This is a genomic window from Staphylococcus sp. HMSC34C02, assembly GCF_001838705.1.
Classification (GTDB): Bacteria; Bacillota; Bacilli; order Staphylococcales; family Staphylococcaceae; genus Staphylococcus; species Staphylococcus borealis.
This window is the reverse complement of record NZ_KV838583.1, coordinates 1-19,918: the sequence shown is the minus strand read 5'-3', so window position 1 is coordinate 19,918 and position 19,918 is coordinate 1. Positions and strand designations below refer to the sequence as shown.

Annotated in this window: 20 protein-coding genes and 2 tRNA genes; 11 read left to right on the top strand and 11 right to left on the bottom strand. The window is 32.8% G+C overall.

The window, feature by feature from the left end:
* The first annotated feature begins 33 nt into the window (after positions 1-33).
* The 4 genes from HMPREF3239_RS06300 (at position 34) to HMPREF3239_RS06285 (ending at position 6,084) form a co-directional block, all read left to right on the top strand.
* Positions 34-828, top strand: a complete 795-nt coding sequence (locus HMPREF3239_RS06300) for a TerC family protein (protein ID WP_070855075.1) — start codon at positions 34-36, stop codon at positions 826-828.
* 258 nt (positions 829-1,086) lie between these two features.
* Positions 1,087-3,003, top strand: coding sequence for a S1C family serine protease (locus tag HMPREF3239_RS06295; protein WP_070855074.1), 1,917 nt, complete (start codon positions 1,087-1,089; stop codon positions 3,001-3,003).
* An 18-nt stretch (positions 3,004-3,021) separates the two neighbouring features.
* Entirely contained in the window at positions 3,022-4,380 is a 1,359-nt protein-coding gene (locus HMPREF3239_RS06290; RefSeq protein WP_070855073.1) for a TrkH family potassium uptake protein, read from the top strand.
* A 192-nt stretch (positions 4,381-4,572) separates the two neighbouring features.
* On the top strand, positions 4,573-6,084 hold the full coding sequence (locus tag HMPREF3239_RS06285) for a bifunctional metallophosphatase/5'-nucleotidase (RefSeq protein ID WP_070855072.1): 1,512 nt from the start codon (positions 4,573-4,575) through the stop codon (positions 6,082-6,084).
* 83 nt (positions 6,085-6,167) lie between these two features.
* Here HMPREF3239_RS06285 and HMPREF3239_RS06280 read toward each other — a convergent pair whose 3' ends face one another.
* A complete protein-coding gene (locus HMPREF3239_RS06280; protein WP_053029663.1) occupies positions 6,168-6,770 on the bottom strand; it encodes a CPBP family glutamic-type intramembrane protease in 603 nt (200 codons plus the stop codon).
* A 16-nt stretch (positions 6,771-6,786) separates the two neighbouring features.
* Positions 6,787-6,963, bottom strand: a complete 177-nt coding sequence (locus tag HMPREF3239_RS06275) for a YkvS family protein (protein ID WP_011276202.1) — start codon at positions 6,961-6,963, stop codon at positions 6,787-6,789.
* A 200-nt stretch (positions 6,964-7,163) separates the two neighbouring features.
* Between HMPREF3239_RS06275 and HMPREF3239_RS06270 the strand changes: the two genes are divergently transcribed.
* Complete coding sequence (locus HMPREF3239_RS06270) at positions 7,164-8,153, top strand: lipoate--protein ligase (protein ID WP_053029662.1); 990 nt, start codon at positions 7,164-7,166, stop codon at positions 8,151-8,153.
* A 174-nt stretch (positions 8,154-8,327) separates the two neighbouring features.
* Here HMPREF3239_RS06270 and HMPREF3239_RS06265 read toward each other — a convergent pair whose 3' ends face one another.
* From HMPREF3239_RS06265 to HMPREF3239_RS06250, 4 genes are all read right to left on the bottom strand, one after another.
* The gene (locus HMPREF3239_RS06265; RefSeq protein ID WP_070855071.1) at positions 8,328-8,819 is read right to left on the bottom strand and encodes a hypothetical protein; all 492 of its coding nucleotides are present in this window, start codon (positions 8,817-8,819) and stop codon (positions 8,328-8,330) included.
* A 158-nt stretch (positions 8,820-8,977) separates the two neighbouring features.
* Positions 8,978-9,066, bottom strand: a tRNA-Ser gene (locus tag HMPREF3239_RS06260).
* A gap of 3 nt (positions 9,067-9,069) precedes the next feature.
* Positions 9,070-9,144 (bottom strand) — tRNA-Asn (locus tag HMPREF3239_RS06255).
* A 152-nt stretch (positions 9,145-9,296) separates the two neighbouring features.
* On the bottom strand, positions 9,297-9,881 hold the full coding sequence (locus tag HMPREF3239_RS06250) for a competence protein ComK (RefSeq protein WP_070855070.1): 585 nt from the start codon (positions 9,879-9,881) through the stop codon (positions 9,297-9,299).
* A gap of 214 nt (positions 9,882-10,095) precedes the next feature.
* On the opposite strand from HMPREF3239_RS06250, the gene HMPREF3239_RS06245 reads away from it, so the two are divergent.
* On the top strand, positions 10,096-10,314 hold the full coding sequence (locus HMPREF3239_RS06245; RefSeq protein ID WP_053029106.1) for an IDEAL domain-containing protein: 219 nt from the start codon (positions 10,096-10,098) through the stop codon (positions 10,312-10,314).
* Positions 10,315-10,392: 78 nt separating this feature from the next.
* Here the strand turns inward: HMPREF3239_RS06245 and HMPREF3239_RS12645 are convergent, their stop codons facing one another.
* Positions 10,393-10,494, bottom strand: a complete 102-nt coding sequence (locus HMPREF3239_RS12645; RefSeq protein WP_231119772.1) for an SAR1012 family small protein — start codon at positions 10,492-10,494, stop codon at positions 10,393-10,395.
* 89 nt (positions 10,495-10,583) lie between these two features.
* Positions 10,584-10,808, bottom strand: coding sequence for a TM2 domain-containing protein (locus HMPREF3239_RS06240; protein WP_053029107.1), 225 nt, complete (start codon positions 10,806-10,808; stop codon positions 10,584-10,586).
* Between the two features lie 184 nt (positions 10,809-10,992).
* Here HMPREF3239_RS06240 and HMPREF3239_RS06235 point away from each other — a divergent pair, with 184 nt between their 5' ends.
* Positions 10,993-11,547 carry a GNAT family N-acetyltransferase gene (locus tag HMPREF3239_RS06235; protein ID WP_053029108.1) on the top strand — a complete coding sequence of 185 codons (555 nt, stop codon included), beginning with the start codon at positions 10,993-10,995 and terminating at the stop codon, positions 11,545-11,547.
* Positions 11,548-11,652: 105 nt separating this feature from the next.
* On the opposite strand, the gene HMPREF3239_RS06230 is transcribed toward HMPREF3239_RS06235, so the two are convergent.
* Positions 11,653-12,591, bottom strand: coding sequence for a 1,4-dihydroxy-2-naphthoate polyprenyltransferase (locus tag HMPREF3239_RS06230; protein WP_070855069.1), 939 nt, complete (start codon positions 12,589-12,591; stop codon positions 11,653-11,655).
* A 179-nt stretch (positions 12,592-12,770) separates the two neighbouring features.
* On the opposite strand from HMPREF3239_RS06230, the gene HMPREF3239_RS06225 reads away from it, so the two are divergent.
* Genes HMPREF3239_RS06225 through menB form a run of 4 tightly spaced genes read left to right on the top strand, consistent with a single transcriptional unit; the run spans position 12,771 to position 17,399 of the window.
* Positions 12,771-14,138: an isochorismate synthase gene (locus tag HMPREF3239_RS06225; RefSeq protein ID WP_070855068.1), complete on the top strand. Its 1,368-nt coding sequence runs from the start codon at positions 12,771-12,773 to the stop codon at positions 14,136-14,138.
* Complete coding sequence (menD, locus tag HMPREF3239_RS06220) at positions 14,128-15,798, top strand: 2-succinyl-5-enolpyruvyl-6-hydroxy-3-cyclohexene-1-carboxylic-acid synthase (protein WP_070855067.1); 1,671 nt, start codon at positions 14,128-14,130, stop codon at positions 15,796-15,798. The genes HMPREF3239_RS06225 and menD overlap by 11 nt, the downstream gene beginning before the upstream one ends.
* Positions 15,785-16,588: a 2-succinyl-6-hydroxy-2,4-cyclohexadiene-1-carboxylate synthase gene (gene menH / locus HMPREF3239_RS06215; protein ID WP_070855066.1), complete on the top strand. Its 804-nt coding sequence runs from the start codon at positions 15,785-15,787 to the stop codon at positions 16,586-16,588. The genes menD and menH overlap by 14 nt, the downstream gene beginning before the upstream one ends.
* Entirely contained in the window at positions 16,581-17,399 is an 819-nt protein-coding gene (gene menB, locus HMPREF3239_RS06210; RefSeq protein ID WP_053029113.1) for a 1,4-dihydroxy-2-naphthoyl-CoA synthase, read from the top strand. The genes menH and menB overlap by 8 nt, the downstream gene beginning before the upstream one ends.
* A gap of 108 nt (positions 17,400-17,507) precedes the next feature.
* Here menB and HMPREF3239_RS06205 read toward each other — a convergent pair whose 3' ends face one another.
* Together HMPREF3239_RS06205 and HMPREF3239_RS06200 are read right to left on the bottom strand one after the other, a co-directional pair.
* Positions 17,508-18,668 carry an aminotransferase class I/II-fold pyridoxal phosphate-dependent enzyme gene (locus tag HMPREF3239_RS06205; protein WP_070855065.1) on the bottom strand — a complete coding sequence of 387 codons (1,161 nt, stop codon included), beginning with the start codon at positions 18,666-18,668 and terminating at the stop codon, positions 17,508-17,510.
* A 124-nt stretch (positions 18,669-18,792) separates the two neighbouring features.
* Positions 18,793-19,800 (bottom strand): acyltransferase family protein, encoded by a 1,008-nt coding sequence (locus HMPREF3239_RS06200; RefSeq protein ID WP_053029115.1) that lies wholly within the window; start codon positions 19,798-19,800, stop codon positions 18,793-18,795.
* Positions 19,801-19,918: the final 118 nt, after the last annotated feature.

The following is a 19,918-nucleotide window of genomic DNA, read 5'->3' as shown; positions in this document are numbered from 1 at the left end:
TATTTGTATTCAAACAAAAAGGAGCTGTCCACTATGGATCCGAGTTTAATTTTACCCTACTTGTGGGTAATTCTCGTTCTTGTATTTTTAGAAGGGCTATTAGCAGCTGATAATGCTGTTGTTATGGCCGTTATGGTTAAACATTTACCACCTGAACAACGTAAAAGAGCTTTATTTTATGGTTTACTAGGTGCATTTGTATTTCGTTTTCTTGCCTTATTCTTAATTAGTATTATTGCTAATTTCTGGTTTATTCAAGCACTGGGTGCCGCATATTTAATTTTCATGTCTATAAGAAATCTGTGGCAATTTTTCCATAAAAAACACGAAGATCAACCTGAAGGTGATGATCATCATTTCGACGATGATGGTGTTGAAAAGAAAGTCGGACCAATACAATTCTGGGGTACTGTGTTAAAAGTTGAATTTGCAGATATCGCTTTTGCTATTGATTCTATGTTAGCTGCCATGGCTATTGCTGTTACATTACCTACAGTTGGCATTCATTTTGGTGGCATGGACTTAGGTCAATTCTCAGTTATGTTTATTGGTGGCATGATCGGTGTTATTTTAATGCGTTTTGCTGCTACATGGTTTGTTGACCTATTAAACAAATACCCTGGCTTAGAAGGTGCTGCCTTTGCAATTGTAGGATGGGTAGGTATTAAATTAGTTGTCATTGTACTTGCGCATGAAGACATCGGTATTTTACCTGAACACTTCCCTCATAGTACATTATGGCAAGCTATTTTCTGGACAGTTATGATTCTATTAGTTGTTATCGGTTGGTTAACATCAGTACGTAGTAACAAAAAGAAAACTAAATAATTTGGCTTAAACGCTTCATTCGAGTCTTTTAAATTTGATGAGAACCATTAAATTTAAAAGGCTTTTTTATTTTTTATAGAATGATATATATAAATAGTAAGAAAAATTCAGATTTGAACCTTCAATTCATTGCCAATTGGCAATAATGATATTAAACTTTAATTAATGTATAAATAAATTAAACAAAACCACAACCATATAAACATAATGCAACGTTACCATAATAGATTGTGAGTGAATCGATAGGAGTGGACACCTTTGGATAATGATAAAAAACACGTAATACCACGTGAACAATATCGTCGAAAACGACACGAGTATTTTCATAACGAAGAGCGTGAAGAACGATTAGCACGTGAGAAAGCACAGCGTGAAAGACTTGCACAAAAAGAGCAAGAACAGGCAAAAGTTAATGAAGAACGTGTTAAAGATAACATGCGAAAAGCAAGAATTGAGAAATTGACGCAAGAAGAAATTCAGCAACAGCAACATTTAGCCAAATTACGTTCTGAAAATGAATCTGAATATGCGGCAGACGAAAAAGAACATCATTTAACATTGCCTGAGGAGCAACAACTTAAAAATGAGGACAAAGATAATAAACCGATAGCATCAAAATCTAAAGTTGAAACAGGTAATAAGACTAATGAAGATGAAAATGAGCTATCTTCAAATCAAAGTGGTATAGAACCTAAATATAGTAGATTAGAAAAGAATAAAGGCAAAACTCAGCATGCGAGCGTTAGTAAACAAGATGCGCATCAACGTGATGATATTAGCACATACAAAGGAGAAAAAGGTACCTCAGAAGCTAATACTACGTTTGATTTAGAAACGCATGATAGTGAAATGATAGAATCACAAGATTTAAAGACGAATGAGCATCATGCTTCAAAACAGGTATCCACATCTCATCAAGATCATAAAGATGATGAAGGTGCGGCGCATGGTAATACAACACGTCATAATTCAAATCCAACGAATCATGAAGAAGCAAGTGAGCATGAACACGATAAGTCTAATCATAATGATATGATGGACAAAGTAAAATCATTCTTAACATTACATTGGCTTAAAATTGTTATCGTAGTTGCAATTATATTAATTATCATATTAATTAGTGCAATTATTTCAACAATTAACCAAAATAGTAGTATTGAACAAAGTAGTCATCAAAATACAAAATATACAACAACAATGAAAAATGCAGATACCGCTGTAAAATCAGTGGTAACAGTTGAGAACGACACACCTAAGAATCCAACAACACAAACAACTGATAAAACAAATATAAATACAAATTCAAATAACGAAGTTGGTTCAGGTGTCGTCTACAAAGCTGTAGGCGATACCTTTTTTATTTTAACGAATACACATATAGTCGGTAATAACGATAAGGTTAACATTACATATGATGATAATAAGGCAGCTACAGCTACAGTAGTTGGCAAAGATATGTGGTCAGATATTGCAGTGCTTAAAGCAACGATCAATAACAAAAATGTTCAACCTATTAAAATCGGTCGTTCAAATCAATTGAAGTTAGGTGAAAGCATCTTAGTTGTGGGTAATCCGTTAGGCAATGATTTTAAAAACACAGTAACAAAAGGTATTGTTTCTGGATTAAACAGAGCAGTACCGGTCGATTTCGATAAAGATAATAAAAATGATGAACTGATTAATACGTTTCAAATAGATGCTTCGGTAAATCCTGGTAATTCAGGAGGTGCTGTCGTTAATCAAGATGGGGAACTCGTAGGTGTAGTATCACTGAAAATAAACATGCCGAATATTGAAGGTATGGGATTTGCTATTCCAATAGATGATGCACGTGCAATTGCTTCAGAACTAGAGAAAAAAGGTGAAATTCAATATCCTAATACTGGTATTGGCATTAAAAATGTTTCAGAGTTATTACCATATGAAAGAGCATTATTTAAAGTCCCTGAAGATGTTCAAAGCGGAATTGTAGTAGAAAAATTGAAAGATGATGGATTAGGTAAAAAATCAGGTTTAAAAATTGGTGATGTAGTTGTAGAATTAGATAGTAAATCAATTCAAAATAATTTACAGTATAGACAAACTATTTTTAGCCATAGACAAGATTTAAAAACATTGTCGGCTAAAATTTATAGAGAAGGTAAGTCTCAAGAGATAAAAATAAAATTGAAATAACGTTGAGGTGACAAATGCGTGTCTATTTTTAGTAAGTTACTTAAAAAATCTAGTCCTCAACAGGGGATAGTTTTATATTATTTGATAGCCATAGTTGTCGCTTTCTTATTACTAAATCTCCCTTTTGTGCACAAACAAGGTGTAGATGTTAGTCCAATTGATACACTGTTCGTAGCTGTATCAGGGATTAGTGTAACTGGACTGTCTCCCGTTAACATTGTAGATACATACTCAACATTTGGCCAAATTATTATACTAATCATCTTAAATATAGGCGGTATTGGTGTCATGGCGATTGGTACAGTGTTGTGGGTTGTATTAGGCAAACATATAGGTATCCGTGAACGCCAATTGATCATGTTAGACAATAATAAGGATACTATGAATGGAACTGTAAAGTTAATTTTAGAGATCATTAAAACAATCTTAACTATTGAGTTTATTGGTGCATTGCTATTAGCATTTTACTTCTATAGAGATAATCCTGATTTGAAAAATGCGCTCATGCAAGGATTATTTGTTTCAGTATCCGCTACTACAAACGGTGGATTAGACATTACAGGTCAATCCTTAATCCCGTATGCTAAAGATTATTTTGTACAAACGATAGTTATGTTTCTCATTGTATTAGGTTCAATAGGGTTTCCTGTATTATTGGAAATTAGAGCCTATGTTAGAAACAGAGTTAGTCATTTTAGATTTTCATTATTTACCAAAATCACAACTTGTACATATTTATTTCTATTTATCTTTGGTGTCTTAGCTATTTTAGCTTTAGAACATCATCATGCTTTCAAAGGTTTAAGTTGGCATCAATCACTATTTTACGCACTATTTCAATCAGCAACAACACGTAGTGCAGGATTACAAACAATTGATGTTACAAACTTTAGTGATGCAACGAACGTTATCATGAGTATTTTAATGTTTATAGGCTCATCGCCAAGTTCAGTTGGTGGTGGTATACGTACAACAACATTCGCGATACTCATTCTCTTTGTCATTAACTTTAATAATAATACTGAAAAGACAGCGATAAAAGTCTTCAATAGAGAAATACATGTGGTTGATATTCAACGTTCATTTGCAGTTTTTACGATGGCATCAATTTTAACATTTGTAAGTATGGTTATTATTCTTGCAACAGAAAAGACTAATTTATCATTTCTACAAGTATTTTTTGAAGTCATGTCAGCATTTGGAACATGTGGTTTATCTTTAGGTGTGACAGATGATATTAGCGGTCTTACGAAAGTAATACTGATGATCTTAATGTTCATTGGTCGTGTTGGTTTAATATCATTTATTATTATGATAGCTGGACGTAAAGAACCTGATAAATACCATTATCCTAAAGAACGTGTACAAATTGGCTAAGTTTAAGATATTAAGTTGAATAGTTAAATCATTTAAAACGTTATGGTATTAATTTGAATAAGACATATATCTATAGCAAGCTGGGATAGAACGAATTCAAGATAATTTGTTCTGTCCCAGTTTTTGGTTAGAAATAAATAGCACCCGTAGTTTAATAAATGTTAAACTATCTTTAAATAAGGGGTGTGTAAATTGGAGAAAAATGAACATATAAATATAGATATCTTAGCAACTTCAGATATGCATAGTCATTTTATGAACGGAGACTTTGGTTCAAATATCTATCGTGCAGGAACTTACGTTAAAAATGTGAGAGATAATAATGATAAAGTCATTTTATTAGATAGTGGAGGCAGTATTGCTGGCTCGATGGCTGCGCATTATTATGCAGTTGTGGCGCCATACAAACGTCATCCAATGATTAAATTGATGAATGCGATGCAGTATGATGCTAGCGGTGTAAGCCCAGACGATTTCAAATTTGGTTTATCATTTCTAACAAAAGCTGTTTCACTATCTCGATTTCAATGGTTATCTGCAAATATAGAGTTTGCGCTCACAAAAGAGCCATACTTCTCAACGCCTTATATCATCAAAGAGTATGATAATGTTAGACTCGCGATTGTTGGCTTAACTGCTGATGGGCTCATGAAAAATGAATTTGCTGAAATGGAGAAAGCTGTCAGTATTGAAAAAGCTTTACTATCTGCAAAACGATGGATTAGATATATTCATGAAAGTGAACATCCTGACTTTTTAATCGTGATATATCATGGAGGCCTCTATAAAATCAATCAAACCAATACTAGACATAGTAAAGGGTCGCATGAAGCGGAAAAAATTATGAAAGAAATTGGTGTCATCGATTTGATGATCACTGCACACCAACACCAAACCATTATTGGAAATGACTTTGAAACTGTATATGTTCAAGCAGGACAGAATGCACAAGAGTTGGTACACGTGAAGATTAAATTTAAAAAACGCACTAATTCTTTTGAAAAAGAAGACATTCAATCTACTGTAATCAATTTAAGTGAATATCCAGAAGATCAAGCATTACTCGAAACAACGTATTATGATCGAAAAGCACTAGAACATTGGTCTAAGGAAATCGTTTCTAATAATAAAGTTAATTTAGACGTTAATGGATTAGAAGATTTGTTAAGTAAACCACACCCATTTACCCAATTATTACATGACAGTCTACATTTGGCTTTTGACAATGAAATTACGTGTGCTAATGTGCCTAAAAATGGTGAAAAGGGATTAAAAGGTATTGTTACGAATGAAGATGTATATAACGCTTATCCACATCCAGATAAAGCAATAGATATCACTTTAAAGGGTCATCAAATTAAAAAGATGATTGAATATACGTACTCTTATATTCAATTTGAACACAAACAATTAAGTATGACAATTATTGATGAAACACGATGTACGATGTGGCAAGGATTCGATTATATCGTGGATATGTCTGCACCACGCTTTAACAGGGTGACATTAAAGGGTCTTGAATTAGATAAACACTATAGAGTAACGATGACAGATTATTGCTATAGAAATTACCGTCAATATTTAGAGTCTGAATCAACATTGCATTCTACATGTGATCAACCAATGAGCACACTTATAGCTACAAGACTCAATCAATCTGATTTCAATCTAAATGTTGATGCTAACTTTATAGTTAAATATTAAATCAGCTCTATATAATAAAACGTTGCTGAAACGCAAATGACTACAAAAAAACTTTTCTTAGCTCAAACACTAAGAAAAGTTTTTTATCCATGAAATATTAATAATAATATAATTGCAACAATTTGTCCTAAAGATGTTGTTACGATGCGACGTGTATATTGATAACTCAATGATAAAAGAAGTTGAGCTACGAAAATAAACGCCACGATCCACCATTTGTCTAAATAGATAAATAATGAACTAGAACATAATGCAGTTATTAATATGATTAACCAAGTAGGTAATTTAAAACGCGTTAATTCTTTTTGTAAAATCGTTCTCATATATAACTCATGACAAGGTATAACAAAAATTAATGTTACTAACATTTGCCATTTGAAATAAACACCTGTTCTTGATAATTCTTTAATGAGTTCTGCATAAGTAATTTGTGGAGATAGCAATGAAAAGATTAATTGTATAATAACCAATACAATACCCGTAACAATACCAACGCCAATAGAAGTTAATAAGCGTTTAGATTCGATGTCTCGTTGGTAAAATACATAACTAATACCTGCAATTAACATAATACCGGTATATAAATACCAATATTCTTGATGTTCTCCCCACATTACAAATAAAATCAAATGGAATACAATGAAACTTGCTATAAACCAAATTAAAGCTTTTGATATATTTTTCATTTTAATGTATACCTTCTTATTCAACGATAGTATATCGTTTATGATTAATAACCGTTTTCTCAGGTAAGTCTAATTCATTGAAGTTATCCATAATTGTTAAGTCTACAATAACTGAATTGTCATTAATTTTCTCAACACGGCCTCTTAAACCGTCATAAAATTCTACGATATTTCCTACTTCTGCAACAGTCATACCGAGTCCTCCTAAAATCATAGCTAGACTATATTGTACTAAAAATTACCATAATAATAAACAAATATATGCTAAAATTGGCAAATAATATTTTAATTATGAAAATAATGTCAAATTTGAGTAAATGATTGGCAAAATAAATAAATATAAGGCATAACTTAATTAAGGGCATATACGAGTGAGACAAAGGAGAGATAAAGATGAAATTTGTAAGTAATAATAATATTACAGATCCTACAATGAATCTTGCTATGGAAGAATATGTGTTAAAACACTTACCTTCAGACGACAGTTACTTTTTATTTTATGTAAATGGTCCGTCAATTATTGTTGGAAAAAATCAAAACACTATAGAAGAAGTAAATAAACAGTATGTGGATGAGCATAATATTCATGTTGTGCGTCGTATTTCAGGTGGAGGTGCTGTATATCACGATCAAGGTAATTTAAACTTTAGTTTTATTACAGACGATGATGGTAATAGCTTCCATAATTTCAAAAAATTTACAGAGCCAATTGTACAAGCACTTCAATCAATGGGCGTAGATGCAGAAATGACGGGACGTAATGATATTCAAGTTGGACAAGCTAAAATTTCAGGAAATGCGATGGTTAAAGTTAAAGACAGAATGTTTAGTCATGGCACATTAATGTTAAATAGTGACTTGGGAGAAGTACAAAACGCATTAAAAGTTAACCCTAAAAAAATTCAATCTAAGGGTGTTAAGTCGGTACGTAAGCGTGTCGCAAATATTGATGAATTCTTAGAAGAATCAATCTCTATTGATGACTTTAAACAAATCATCTTGAAAACAATCTTTGGTGAACATGAAGTCGAAGAATATAAATTAACTGATGAAGATTGGAAGAATATTGAAGCGTTAAGTAACGAGAAATATCGCACATGGGAATGGAATTATGGTCGAAATCCTAAATACAATTTTGAACGCGATGAAAAATTTGAAAAAGGATTTGTACAAATTAAGTTTGATGTGAAAAAAGGTAAAATTGAACATGCTAGAATCTTCGGTGACTTCTTTGGTGAAGGCGATGTTACAGAGTTAGAAGAAGCACTTATAGGCGTCTTACATGACTATAATCATATTAAAGAAGCGATGGAAGAATTTGATTTCTATCATTATTTCGGCGCTATTGAAAAAGAAGATATCTTAAAATTAATGTCTTATTAAAATGGTATAAATACTAAGTCGAAAAGCACAAAGATATAAATGTACTGAACCACTAAAGTTAAAATTAACTTGGTAGGTTAGACGTTTAAATATCTTTGTGCTTTTTATGTTATAAATTTGTATTATAAAATGGGAGGACATTTTACTACATTAATAGTACCTATTTTATTTTTATTATTCATTAGGCCCCGCTTGAGTAGGTTCTTGCAATCCATAAGGAGAGTTTTTACTTAATTCTCGCATTCTTTCTATTTCTTCATCAGTGGGATTGTTAAAATCTATACCTTCATTTAATGCTTGCTCTCTTGCACTATTTACAGGTTGCTGAAATTGTTGGCTATTTTGAAAATTTTCGGATTGATTGTTTTGTTGTGTATTAACTTCATGCTGATTGCTTTGGACATTATGTTGTTGAGTTTGAAATTGCTCTTGAGTATTTGCTTGTTGAGTTTGTGATTGTTCTTGGCTGTATTGCTTCTCTTCATTTGAAGCTGCTTCTTTCTTTTGATCTTTTGATTTCTCTTTCTTTTTAATAGGCTCATTTGACTTTTTACTAGAACTTGATTCTGTTTTTTTATTAGCATCATCTTTATTTGATGAATCGTTGTTGCCACATGCACCTAATATTAATAAACTACTAAATAATAAAACAAAAACCTTTTTCATTATGAAACTCCTTTATTGATAAAAATGTAGCAATTTATAAATTTAACAAGTATAATGAGCAATTTTTTCATTAATCCAATTTTTGTAGAACCTTAATTTTGATGAAGATCACTTAAAAAATAGAAAAAACCCTCCGATTTACGGAGGGTTTTAAATGACGGAAACGGAGGGATTCGAACCCTCGCGCCGCTCTCGCGACCTACACCCTTAGCAGGGGCGCCTCTTCAGCCAACTTGAGTACGTTTCCATATGGCTCCGCAGGTAGGATTCGAACCTACGACCGATCGGTTAACAGCCGATAGCTCTACCACTGAGCTACTGCGGATTAATATGTATTTATATAATGTATCTCTATGAGCACAAATATTATTATATCAATAAACTTAAAATTTGCAAGGGATTATATTCAAAAAATATACGGAACATTTACACTATATTAATATAAAAGTTCCGTATGATTTAAAATTAAACGTGAAACTAGTTATCTTGCAATAGTGAATAATGTGAAAGTGCTTCGAAAATATTTAAAGTTGTTTTTTCATAATCAATTGGCATTTCTGGATTGTTTGATTTCATACGTGATTGTTTATCAACCATGTAATAATAGAATATGCAGTTAGAGTATTGGTGCCAAATGCTATGATAGGATACATTCAGTGTTAACGTTTGGTGATTTGCGAAGATGATTTTACATTTTCGATTTTTAAGAGGTTTGATTTCATGAACATAATGCATATTGATCCACATGTTTTCTTCTAAACGGTATGAATGGGTTGGGAAAAAGTACGTAGGGAATAGAGGGGTCAATAAGATAGGCGGTTTGCTAGTAATACCAGCAATACGTTGCGTTTCGGATTTTTTACTAATATAACTGTTTCCATAAAACTTACATGATCGCTCGACAATCTTTTGTGTTTTAAATGGACTCGTTACAATTGAGGAATCATACTTTAATATTTCTGATCCTTTCGTTTGCTCATAGGCATCAATAACTGGTTTGATGACCATGTCGCCTTTCCGAATAATATATACGGTATTTTGAGTTTGAGAAATTTTTGTCATCTCTTAACCTCCTTAAAATAAAGTTATTATTAAGCGCTAAAAATACAACGATTAATAATATAAATTTATTATATAAAATTTTTATATGTCGTCAAGATATTCATTACATATAAAATTACACATATTTTTTTGTGAAAAGTCAGAATATTCGATTGATTTAAAAAATAAAAACTTGTATACTATCCTTATACAAAAAAGAAAGGCAGTGATTGCAATGAATTACAACACGAATGTCAAACATACGACGTTAGAAGACTTTGTTACTACAGTTAATGATTTAGGCGTAGAGATGGTCATTGAAGAGGCCCTTCGTCAAGGAAGAAAAAAGCAACTATTAAAGTTGATTGATGAGGCACTTATTAATAAGAATGAAGAAGCATTTATCAATTATACGAACGAATATAAAAATCTGGAGGCATTTCTCAATGAGTAAATTAGGATCCTGTCACTCATCATTATAAAAGGTCTATTCACTACTTAATTATAGTTAGCGAATAGACCTTTTTTATTTCTATTTTTGTCCACCGTTTGATTTACCCTCAATTTTATTACGAATCCACTTTACTAAGTAGCCTGTTATCACGATTCGAATGACACGTTTAATGATATTCATATTAACTTGCTCCTTTTTTAAATTGTTTATTTGAGTTTACCCGTTCTACACATAATTAAAGATATTATCTATAATTATTTATTAAAAAGTTATGGATGTCGCTTATTTGGTATATAAATATAGCCATATTGATCTGCTTTAGTTGTGAAGATGACAATAATCCCATGAATAATAGAAACGATAGTAGGAATTGTAGTCCAGAAGAAAACTAAATGAAAGACGCCTTGCCATACTTTATCTGCATAAAATTTATGAATACCGACACCGCCTAAAAACAAAGAACATAATACATATAATGTTTTATTAACTCTCATAATAATGATGCCTCCTTAAATTTATATTTTAAGCATTTCAAAAATTAAATCAAATAATACTCAGATATTAGATAATGTATTTATAATCAAAATTTCAATGCTTCAATTTATTGCAATTAATTTATTATTATTTGTAAATTTTATATAATATAGTTAATACACTAATCGAAAGGGGAATTAACTAATGATACGAAAAGCACGTCCGAGCGATAGTAAGTCAATTGCAGAATTATGTTACATTATTTGGAAAGATATGGAACTTGATATTGTGCAAGAAATTTCCAAAGAAAGAGTCATTCAAGCTATTGAAGAGAGTATCGTTAATATTAATTATAGAACGAATTATAATAATATCTGGGTATATGAGCAAGACGACGAAGTGGCAGGTTGTATCATTGCCTATGAGGGCTCTAAAGAATTAGAGTTAGAAGCAGCATGGAATGAATTACCATTAGAGGATGACATAAAAGCACTTGGAACGCCATTGCCATTGAAAGAATCGAAGGATGATGAATGGTATATTGAAGCTGTTGCTACTTTTTCAAAGTTTAGAGGACAAGGTATTGCAACGAAACTGTTTAATTATTTAATAGCAACGTATCCAGATACAAAGTGGAGTTTAAGTTGCGACTATGATAATCCGAGAGCTAAGAAATTGTATGAACGATTGGGCTTTAAATGGACTGAAGATGTGGAATTATATGGTCATCAATATTTACACATGGTTTATTCATCATAAAGTAAAAAAATAGAACGGAGGAGACAGAAATTAGAAATCATTTCAAAGTCTCGTCCTCCGTCCTATTTTACTTGTATCAACATTTAAAATGTCACAAGTGATGTATTATATACCACCTAATAAAGCACTGATGTATATGCCTAATGCGTATAATACACCGAAGATTGTATTTGTTTTTCCAGTTGCAGCCATTGCAGGCATCATACTTGCAGGTGTGTCATTCTTCTTGAAGCGACGGATCGCTTTGACTGGCATAGGAAATGATAGCAATACAAGTAAATAAAATAGTGAACCGCCATCTACAAATAGCGCAGTATAAATAACGAACACATATGCAACGATATACATAATTGCCATAAATGTAATTGAAGCGTTCTTACCTAATAGGATTGGTAATGTTTTACGCCCACTCGCTTGGTCTTTAACGCTATCGCGAATATTATTAGCCATGTTAATTAAGCCAATTGTAATAACAATCGGAATACTAATCCAAACTACAAAGCCATTAACATTGCCAGTTTGAATAAAGAACGCTAATAAAATAATAATCATGCCCATAAACAATCCAGAAAATAGTTCACCGAATGGGGTCCAAGAAATAGGGATTGGGCCACCAGTATATAAATAACCAATTGCCATACAAACGATGCCTACTGGAATAATCCAAAATGAACTATTAGCTGCTAAAATGATACCGAGAAATGCAGCGATGATATAAAAAGCAATTGCTAGATTCATGACAAGTTTTGGACTCATACCGTTTCTTACGATAGCACCACCGATACCAACGGAAGTGTGATCGTCTAAACCTTTTTTAAAGTCATAATACTCGTTAAACATGTTCGTTGCAGCTTGAATAAGTAAACAAGCAATTAACATTGCAAGAAATAACATGAATTTAATGTGATCTTGACTACCTAATAAAAAAAGTTTAGCAGTTGCCGTACCAACTAATACAGGTACAACAGCAGCAGTTAAAGTATGAGGTCGCATCAAATGCCAATATTTTCTAACAGTAGAATATTGTTGATATTGATTTGTCATAATTTGATCTACCTCTTATAGTATATAGTTTTAACATATGTATTTTAAAGGAATCATATATAAAGGTCAATTGTCGTGAAATATTTCCCTAGAAGATTAAGCAATTATGCCACTATAAATAATTAAAAATGATACAATATTGTAATGAGAAAAAATAGATAATGAAAGAAGTGAAATGAATGGCTGCGAATATAAAGGAAGATGACATTATTGAGTCAATATATGAAAGTAACAAAAGCTGGGTATCTGTTGAAGTGAAAATTGATAGATCACTTGCGCCTGACGAGTTGTTCAATTTAACAGAAGCACAAGCAGGGGATCGCTTTTATTTTCGCTTAAATGATAATGCGTCTTCGTTTTTCGGCTATCATGCTGTTCAAAGGTTCAAAAATAACTTTGATAACAAGCAATCGATCTTTCGTGAGTGGGAAAAATTTAAAAAAGATGTTGAATTAGTTCACCCAGATATAGAAAAGCATCATTTAAAAGTCATTGGAGGATTTCAATTCTCTAGCCATAAGTCTGATGATGAGTGGCGAGAATTTGGCATCAATCATTTTGTAGTGCCTCAAGTACTCATTTCGAATATTAATCAGACTACTTACCTGACTTATACAGTGGAAAGAGCCAATTTTGATATTGAAGCATTCAAAGAGGTAGTCGCTTTCTTTGAAGAGGCGCACATTGGACAAGATGATCAAGATGAAACATTAGGAAATATCTTACGAATGGAAGATATTTACGTTGATGAGTGGAAAGAACTGGTTAGAGATGCGATTGCTCAGCTTGATGAAACTAAAAAAATTGTGCTTGCTAGACGTCGTATGATCAAATTTGATAAGCCAATTAGTATACCTTACGTGCTTAATCGCGCACTACAAAATGAAAAAAATAGCTATTTATTTATTTTAGAGTCCAACCAATCTGTATTCTTTTCACAAACACCAGAACAACTTCTTAAGGTAGAAGATGGTGTTTTATCTACGAAAGCAGTAGCTGGTACGATTAAACGATCTAACGACACTGAAGAAGATGAAAAAAATATACAAGCATTTTTAAAGGATAAAAAGAATTTAGGTGAACATGATTTTGTAGTTAGAAGTATTCTAGATGATATCACACCTTACGTTGATCATATTGAATATAATCATACACCGAATATTTTAAAAAATGACCATTTATATCATTTATATACGCAAATACAAGGTCAGTTAAAAAACAATGCATTTATTGGGTTAATAGACGACATGCATCCTACACCAGCGTTAGGTGGCTATCCTAAAGATGAAGCACTCAAATTTATTGAAGAAAATGAGTTTGGAACGCGTGGTTTATATGGTGCACCGGTTGGCTACATTGACATGAATGATGATTGTGAGTTTATTGTAGCCATACGCTCTATGTTAATGAAACAAAATCAAACGACGTTATTTGCAGGATGCGGAATTGTAAAAGATTCTGATCCAGATAGCGAATTAGCTGAAACAGCGGTTAAATTTTCACCAATGATGAATGCTTTAGGAGTAGTGGATAAGAATGAATCATAACGAAGCATTAACTAAACAAGTATATACCTTTGCATCTGAGTTATATGCCTATGGTGTACGTGAAGTAGTCATTAGTCCCGGCTCAAGATCTACACCACTAGCAATTGCGTTTGAGGCACATCCTAACATTAAGACTTGGGTACACCCAGACGAACGTAGTGCGGCATTTTTTGCTTTAGGTTTAATAAAAGGGAGCGAACGACCTGTAGCGATTTTATGTACTTCAGGTACTGCAGCAGCGAATTATACGCCAGCAATTGCAGAGAGCCAAATCAGTCGTATACCTTTAATCGTGTTAACAAGTGATCGTCCTCATGAATTAAGAAGTGTAGGCGCACCTCAAGCGATTAATCAAGTGAATATGTTTGCAAATTATGTTAATTTTCAGTTTGATATGCCTGTCGCTGATGGTACTGAATACATGCTAGATGCCATTTATTACCAAATGCAGATTGCAAGCCAATATTTATATGGTCCTCATAGAGGTCCAATTCACTTTAACTTACCATTTAGAGAGCCATTAACGCCTAATCTTGAAAGACAAGAATGGTTGACGTCTTATACTAAAAAGTTACCGCATTATCAAAAAAATATTAACGTTCAAGATATCAGTCATATTTTAAAAGAGAAAAAAGGATTGATTATTGTCGGTGACATGCAACATCAAGCTGTTGATCAAATTCTTACATATGCAACGGTGCACGATTTACCTATACTTGCTGACCCATTGAGTCAGTTACGTAAGTATAATCATCCTAATGTGATAACGACGTATGACTTATATTTTCGTGCAGGGCTTGATTTAGATGTTGATTTTGTTATTAGAGTTGGGAAACCAGTTATCTCTAAAAAGTTAAATCAATGGCTTAAACATACGAATGCCTATCAAATACTTGTTCAAAATAATGACAAGATAGATGTTTTTCCAACACCACCAAGTGTGTCTTATGAAATATCTGCAAATGATTTCTTTAGAAACCTTATTGAAGAATCAGCAGTTGAACGTAACGATTGGATAGAAATGTGGCGAACACTTGAATCTCAAGCGAGACATCATATCGATAAGCATATGTCACATGCGACAGATGAAGCGGCATTTGTAAAAACAGTCATTGATAAACTGACTAAAGAAGATGCTATTTTTGTAAGTAATAGTATGCCAGTTCGTGACGTAGATAATTTACTTTACAATAGTGAAGTTGAAGTATACGCAAATCGTGGCGCAAATGGTATTGATGGTGTTGTGTCTACAGCTATTGGCATGGCTGTACATAAGAAAATAACGTTATTGATAGGTGACTTAGCCTTTTATCATGATATGAATGGTCTTTTAATGGCAAAAATTAACAACATTCATTTAAATATTATATTGCTAAACAATGATGGTGGTGGTATATTCTCATATCTTCCACAGAAGGCGTCTGCAGAAGCTTATTTTGAAAGATTGTTTGGCACACCAACTGGACTAAATTTTGAATATACAGCGCTACTTTATGATTTTTCATTCAAACGCTTTAATTCGGTAACGGATTTCACTCAAGAAAAGCTGTCACACATGCATTCACATATTTATGAGTTGGTAACGAATAGAGATGACAATATGTCGCAACATCAAATTCTATATAAGAAATTGAGTGGTATTCTGAATGTTACATTATAACTTTTATCAGTCAAAACGAGAGACAAATCAATTATTAGTACTTCTACATGGCTTTATAAGTGATAGTCGTACGTTTGATGCGCACGTGGATCCATTGTTACAAGAGGTTAATGTGTTAACCGTTGATTTACCAGGCCATGGTCAAGATCAATCCTCAATGAATGTAACATGGGATTTTCCATTTCTTGCGAAGCAATTGGATGAATTATTAGACATGTATGAATCTTATAAAGTCACGTTATTGGGCTATTCAATGGGTGGTAGGGTAGCACTCTACTATGCACTGTATGGTAAACACACAATTAACAAATTGATTCTTGAAAGTAGTTCACCAGGAATTAAAGAAGAAAATAATCGTTATGAGCGACAACAAATAGATGCTGCTAGAGCGAAAGTATTAGAAATAGCTGGATTAGAAGTCTTTGTAAATGATTGGGAAAAATTACCGCTATTCTATACACAACAGCATTTGGATAAAGCGCAAAAGATAGCTATGCGTGATATGCGTATGGCTCAAGACCCTTATAAATTGGCAAAGGCATTACGTGATTACGGTACAGGGCATATGCCTAACCTATGGGATCAAATCAGTCGAATTCAAATACCGTGCTTTATATTAACAGGTGAATTAGACCAAAAATTTGTGAAGACTGGACAAGCTATGAACAAAGATATGCGCTATAGCCAAGTCCATACCTTTTCCAATGTAGGTCATACAATTCATGTGGAAGATAAAGCGGAATTTGATACAATAGTATTAGGTTTTTTAAAGGAGGAGCAAAATGACTAGACAGTGGGAAACACTTAGAGAATATGATGAAATAAAATACGAATTTTATGAAGGTATTGCAAAAGTAACGATTAATCGTCCAGAAGTGAGAAATGCTTTTACACCAAAAACGGTTGCTGAGATGATTGATGCTTTCAGTCGTGCGCGTGATGATCAAAATATTTCTGTAATCATCTTAACTGGCGAAGGTGACAAAGCCTTTTGTTCAGGCGGTGACCAAAAGAAACGTGGGCATGGTGGCTATGTAGGTGAAGACCAAATTCCTCGTTTAAATGTATTAGATTTACAACGTTTAATCCGTGTCATTCCTAAACCAGTAATCGCAATGGTTAGAGGTTATGCCATCGGTGGTGGTAACGTATTAAATGTAGTATGTGACTTAACAATCGCTGCTGACAATGCTATTTTCGGACAAACAGGTCCTAAAGTAGGTTCATTTGATGCTGGTTATGGTTCTGGCTACTTAGCAAGAATCGTTGGCCATAAAAAAGCGCGTGAAATTTGGTACTTATGTCGCCAATACAATGCACAAGAAGCTTTAGACATGGGCTTAGTTAATACAGTTGTACCATTAGACCAAGTTGAAGATGAAACGGTTAAATGGTGTAAAGACATTATGAAACATTCTCCAACAGCTTTACGTTTCTTAAAAGCTGCTATGAATGCTGATACGGATGGCTTAGCTGGCTTACAACAAATGGCTGGAGATGCTACATTACTTTACTATACTACGGATGAAGCGAAAGAAGGTCGTGACGCGTTTAAAGAAAAACGTGATCCAGACTTCGATCAATTCCCTAAATTCCCATAAACCGGTTAATGATAATACAAATATAAATATAAGTAAAGGACACTTGTATAGTGATAAATTGATAAACAATTTAATCGCTATTAACAAGTGTCCTTTTAAATTAAGGTATCAATTATAATATTTTTTTAAAAATAATTCTAATCGACGCATACCTTCTTTTAAGACATCCATATCGTAAGCATAAGAAATGCGGATATAACCTTTACCCATATCGGTAAAGGAAGACCCAGGCACCATTGCTACGTGGGCTTCTTCAAGCACTTTTACGCAAAAGTCAAAATCATTGGACGTAAACTGTCGAATACTTGGGAATATATAGAACGCACCTTCTGGTTGAGCATCAAGTTCAAAACCTAATTCTGTTAGTTTACTGACTAGATAGTCACGACGCTCGATATAGGCTTGGTTCATATATTGAGGTGCATCTAATCCTTCATTGAGTGCGGCAATGCAGGCAATTTGTGAAGGGACATTTGCACAAATGCAATTATAGGCATGCATAAATGTTAGCTTTTCAATTAAATATTCAGGCCCTAGTAAGAAGCCGATACGAATACCTGTAGCAGAATGAGATTTACTCAAACCACCAATAAGTAAAAGCTGATCGCGTATCTCTTCAAATTCTGCAAAGGAAACATGTTTACCTTTAAATGTATTTTCCGCATAAATTTCATCACTAATAATAAAAATTTCTTTATCTTTTAAATAATTTACAATGCTTTTAACTTCATTACGATCTAATATGACACCCGTAGGATTCGTAGGGTAATTCAACAAAATTGCTTTTGTCTTATCAGAGTAGTGTTGAGCAATTAATTCAGGCGTGATTTTAAATTCTGTCTTTGTTGTATCTATATATATAGGGTGACCACCTAAAGTCTCTACTAATGGAATATAGCCAGCGTAAATAGGCCCCGGAATTAATATTTCGTCACCAGGTTCGATAATACTACGTAATGAAGTATCAAGTGCTTCACTTGCACCATTCGTAACAATAATTTCTTCTTCACTATAATAGAAACCGTATTTATTGTTGAAATAGTTACGGATTGCCTGACGTGTTTCAGGTAATCCTTTATTATGTGAGTAACTCGTTTTATCTTCTTGTATTGCAGTGATATAGGCCGCTTTCACCACATCTGGCATAGGAAAGTCGGGTTGACCAATCGTTAAATTGACGCAATCATCAATATCCTTCATACGATTAGAGAACTGACGAATACTTGGTGCCCTTAAAAATTTAGCATTTGAATTTAAAGTTAATTTCATTTTTACACCTCAAAAAACCAAATTATAGTAACCGTACATGTTACTATAAATTTTTAGAATAATCTTATAATAACATATTTTAGCTACCATAATTTGGTAAGTATTGTTTTATATGATTTTGTCATTATCCTTTAAATGAAGAAGGTTTCTTCAAATTGATTAAAGGATTTGTCCATTTACAAACAAAATTCGTTGATAGTAAATAAACAATCACGATTGAGATTATAAATAAATAGCCATAAGTAAGAACGGATGTTTGAGATTTAAATGGATATATTTCATAACCTCTAACGATGCCTATAACTAGTCCATGAAGTAAATAGATATACATTGTACGATTACCAATATAAGTATAAAAACGTTTAGTCGTACTCATTAAATTAAGAAACGAGAACATAGTTACAAATATGATGAAGTAAAGTAATAAACGTTTTAAGGGACTATATACATCTTCGTTATTATTTTCGAGAGAAGTGTATGGACTGCTACCTAAGAGCCAATCTGAATTGATTGGATGGATGTAATAAACGATGAAAAATATGATAAGTACAATAATTGAAAATACGTTTATTTTTTTATTACGCAATAGTTGCGTATGTGAACGTGTTGTTAAATAGCCAACATAGAATATTGGGAAAAATACAATTGTTCTAGAAATACTCATATAACCATCGATATCGTCAGAAAAACCAGCAAGTATTGAAATGATTAATGCGATAGGTAACACATAATATGCTTTGTATCGACGTACAATGACAAGTATGACGTGAAAACTAAATAATGTAAGTAAAAACCATAAAGCAAATACTGGATTAAATGGATCCATTTGTATTGCGTCACTTTTACCAGTTAAAAAATAATAAACTGAGAAAAAGGCATAAAATATCGCATATGGTGCAAGTAACTTTTTAGCTACATTCTCTAAATAATGTGGTTTATCCAAATGTTTGGCAAAGTATCCAGAGATAAATAAAAATGATGGCATATGGAAACTATAAATCAGTAAATATAATGCAGATAACGATTTACTTTCAGAAGTATAGGGTTGAATCATATGACCGAACACGACTAAAAAGATGAGGATGGCTCGAGCGTTATCGAAAAAGTAATCTCTTTTTGTATCAATGGACATACGATTGTCTCCTTTTTTATTAATAACTGTATCTAATTTAGTATATTTTGACACTTCAATGCAACAATTTAGAAAAAATGTTGAGAGTGGGACAGAATTCTTTTAAATTCGTCGTAAC

Excerpts from the sequence above, each read along its gene's own strand:
- HMPREF3239_RS06300 (WP_070855075.1), top strand. The coding sequence starts at position 34 with ATGGATCCGAGTTTAATTTTACCCTACTTGTGGGTAATTCTCGTTCTT.
- HMPREF3239_RS06280 (WP_053029663.1), bottom strand. The coding sequence starts at position 6,770 with ATGAAAAATATATCAAAAGCTTTAATTTGGTTTATAGCAAGTTTCATT.
- HMPREF3239_RS06275 (WP_011276202.1), bottom strand. The coding sequence starts at position 6,963 with ATGACTGTTGCAGAAGTAGGAAATATCGTAGAATTTTATGACGGTTTA.
- HMPREF3239_RS06270 (WP_053029662.1), top strand. The coding sequence starts at position 7,164 with ATGAAATTTGTAAGTAATAATAATATTACAGATCCTACAATGAATCTT.
- HMPREF3239_RS06265 (WP_070855071.1), bottom strand. The coding sequence starts at position 8,819 with ATGAAAAAGGTTTTTGTTTTATTATTTAGTAGTTTATTAATATTAGGT.
- HMPREF3239_RS06250 (WP_070855070.1), bottom strand. The coding sequence starts at position 9,881 with ATGACAAAAATTTCTCAAACTCAAAATACCGTATATATTATTCGGAAA.
- HMPREF3239_RS06245 (WP_053029106.1), top strand. The coding sequence starts at position 10,096 with ATGAATTACAACACGAATGTCAAACATACGACGTTAGAAGACTTTGTT.
- HMPREF3239_RS12645 (WP_231119772.1), bottom strand. The coding sequence starts at position 10,494 with ATGAATATCATTAAACGTGTCATTCGAATCGTGATAACAGGCTACTTA.
- HMPREF3239_RS06240 (WP_053029107.1), bottom strand. The coding sequence starts at position 10,808 with ATGAGAGTTAATAAAACATTATATGTATTATGTTCTTTGTTTTTAGGC.
- HMPREF3239_RS06235 (WP_053029108.1), top strand. The coding sequence starts at position 10,993 with ATGATACGAAAAGCACGTCCGAGCGATAGTAAGTCAATTGCAGAATTA.
- HMPREF3239_RS06230 (WP_070855069.1), bottom strand. The coding sequence starts at position 12,591 with ATGACAAATCAATATCAACAATATTCTACTGTTAGAAAATATTGGCAT.
- HMPREF3239_RS06225 (WP_070855068.1), top strand. The coding sequence starts at position 12,771 with ATGGCTGCGAATATAAAGGAAGATGACATTATTGAGTCAATATATGAA.
- menD (WP_070855067.1), top strand. The coding sequence starts at position 14,128 with ATGAATCATAACGAAGCATTAACTAAACAAGTATATACCTTTGCATCT.
- menH (WP_070855066.1), top strand. The coding sequence starts at position 15,785 with ATGTTACATTATAACTTTTATCAGTCAAAACGAGAGACAAATCAATTA.
- menB (WP_053029113.1), top strand. The coding sequence starts at position 16,581 with ATGACTAGACAGTGGGAAACACTTAGAGAATATGATGAAATAAAATAC.
- HMPREF3239_RS06205 (WP_070855065.1), bottom strand. The coding sequence starts at position 18,668 with ATGAAATTAACTTTAAATTCAAATGCTAAATTTTTAAGGGCACCAAGT.
- HMPREF3239_RS06200 (WP_053029115.1), bottom strand. The coding sequence starts at position 19,800 with ATGTCCATTGATACAAAAAGAGATTACTTTTTCGATAACGCTCGAGCC.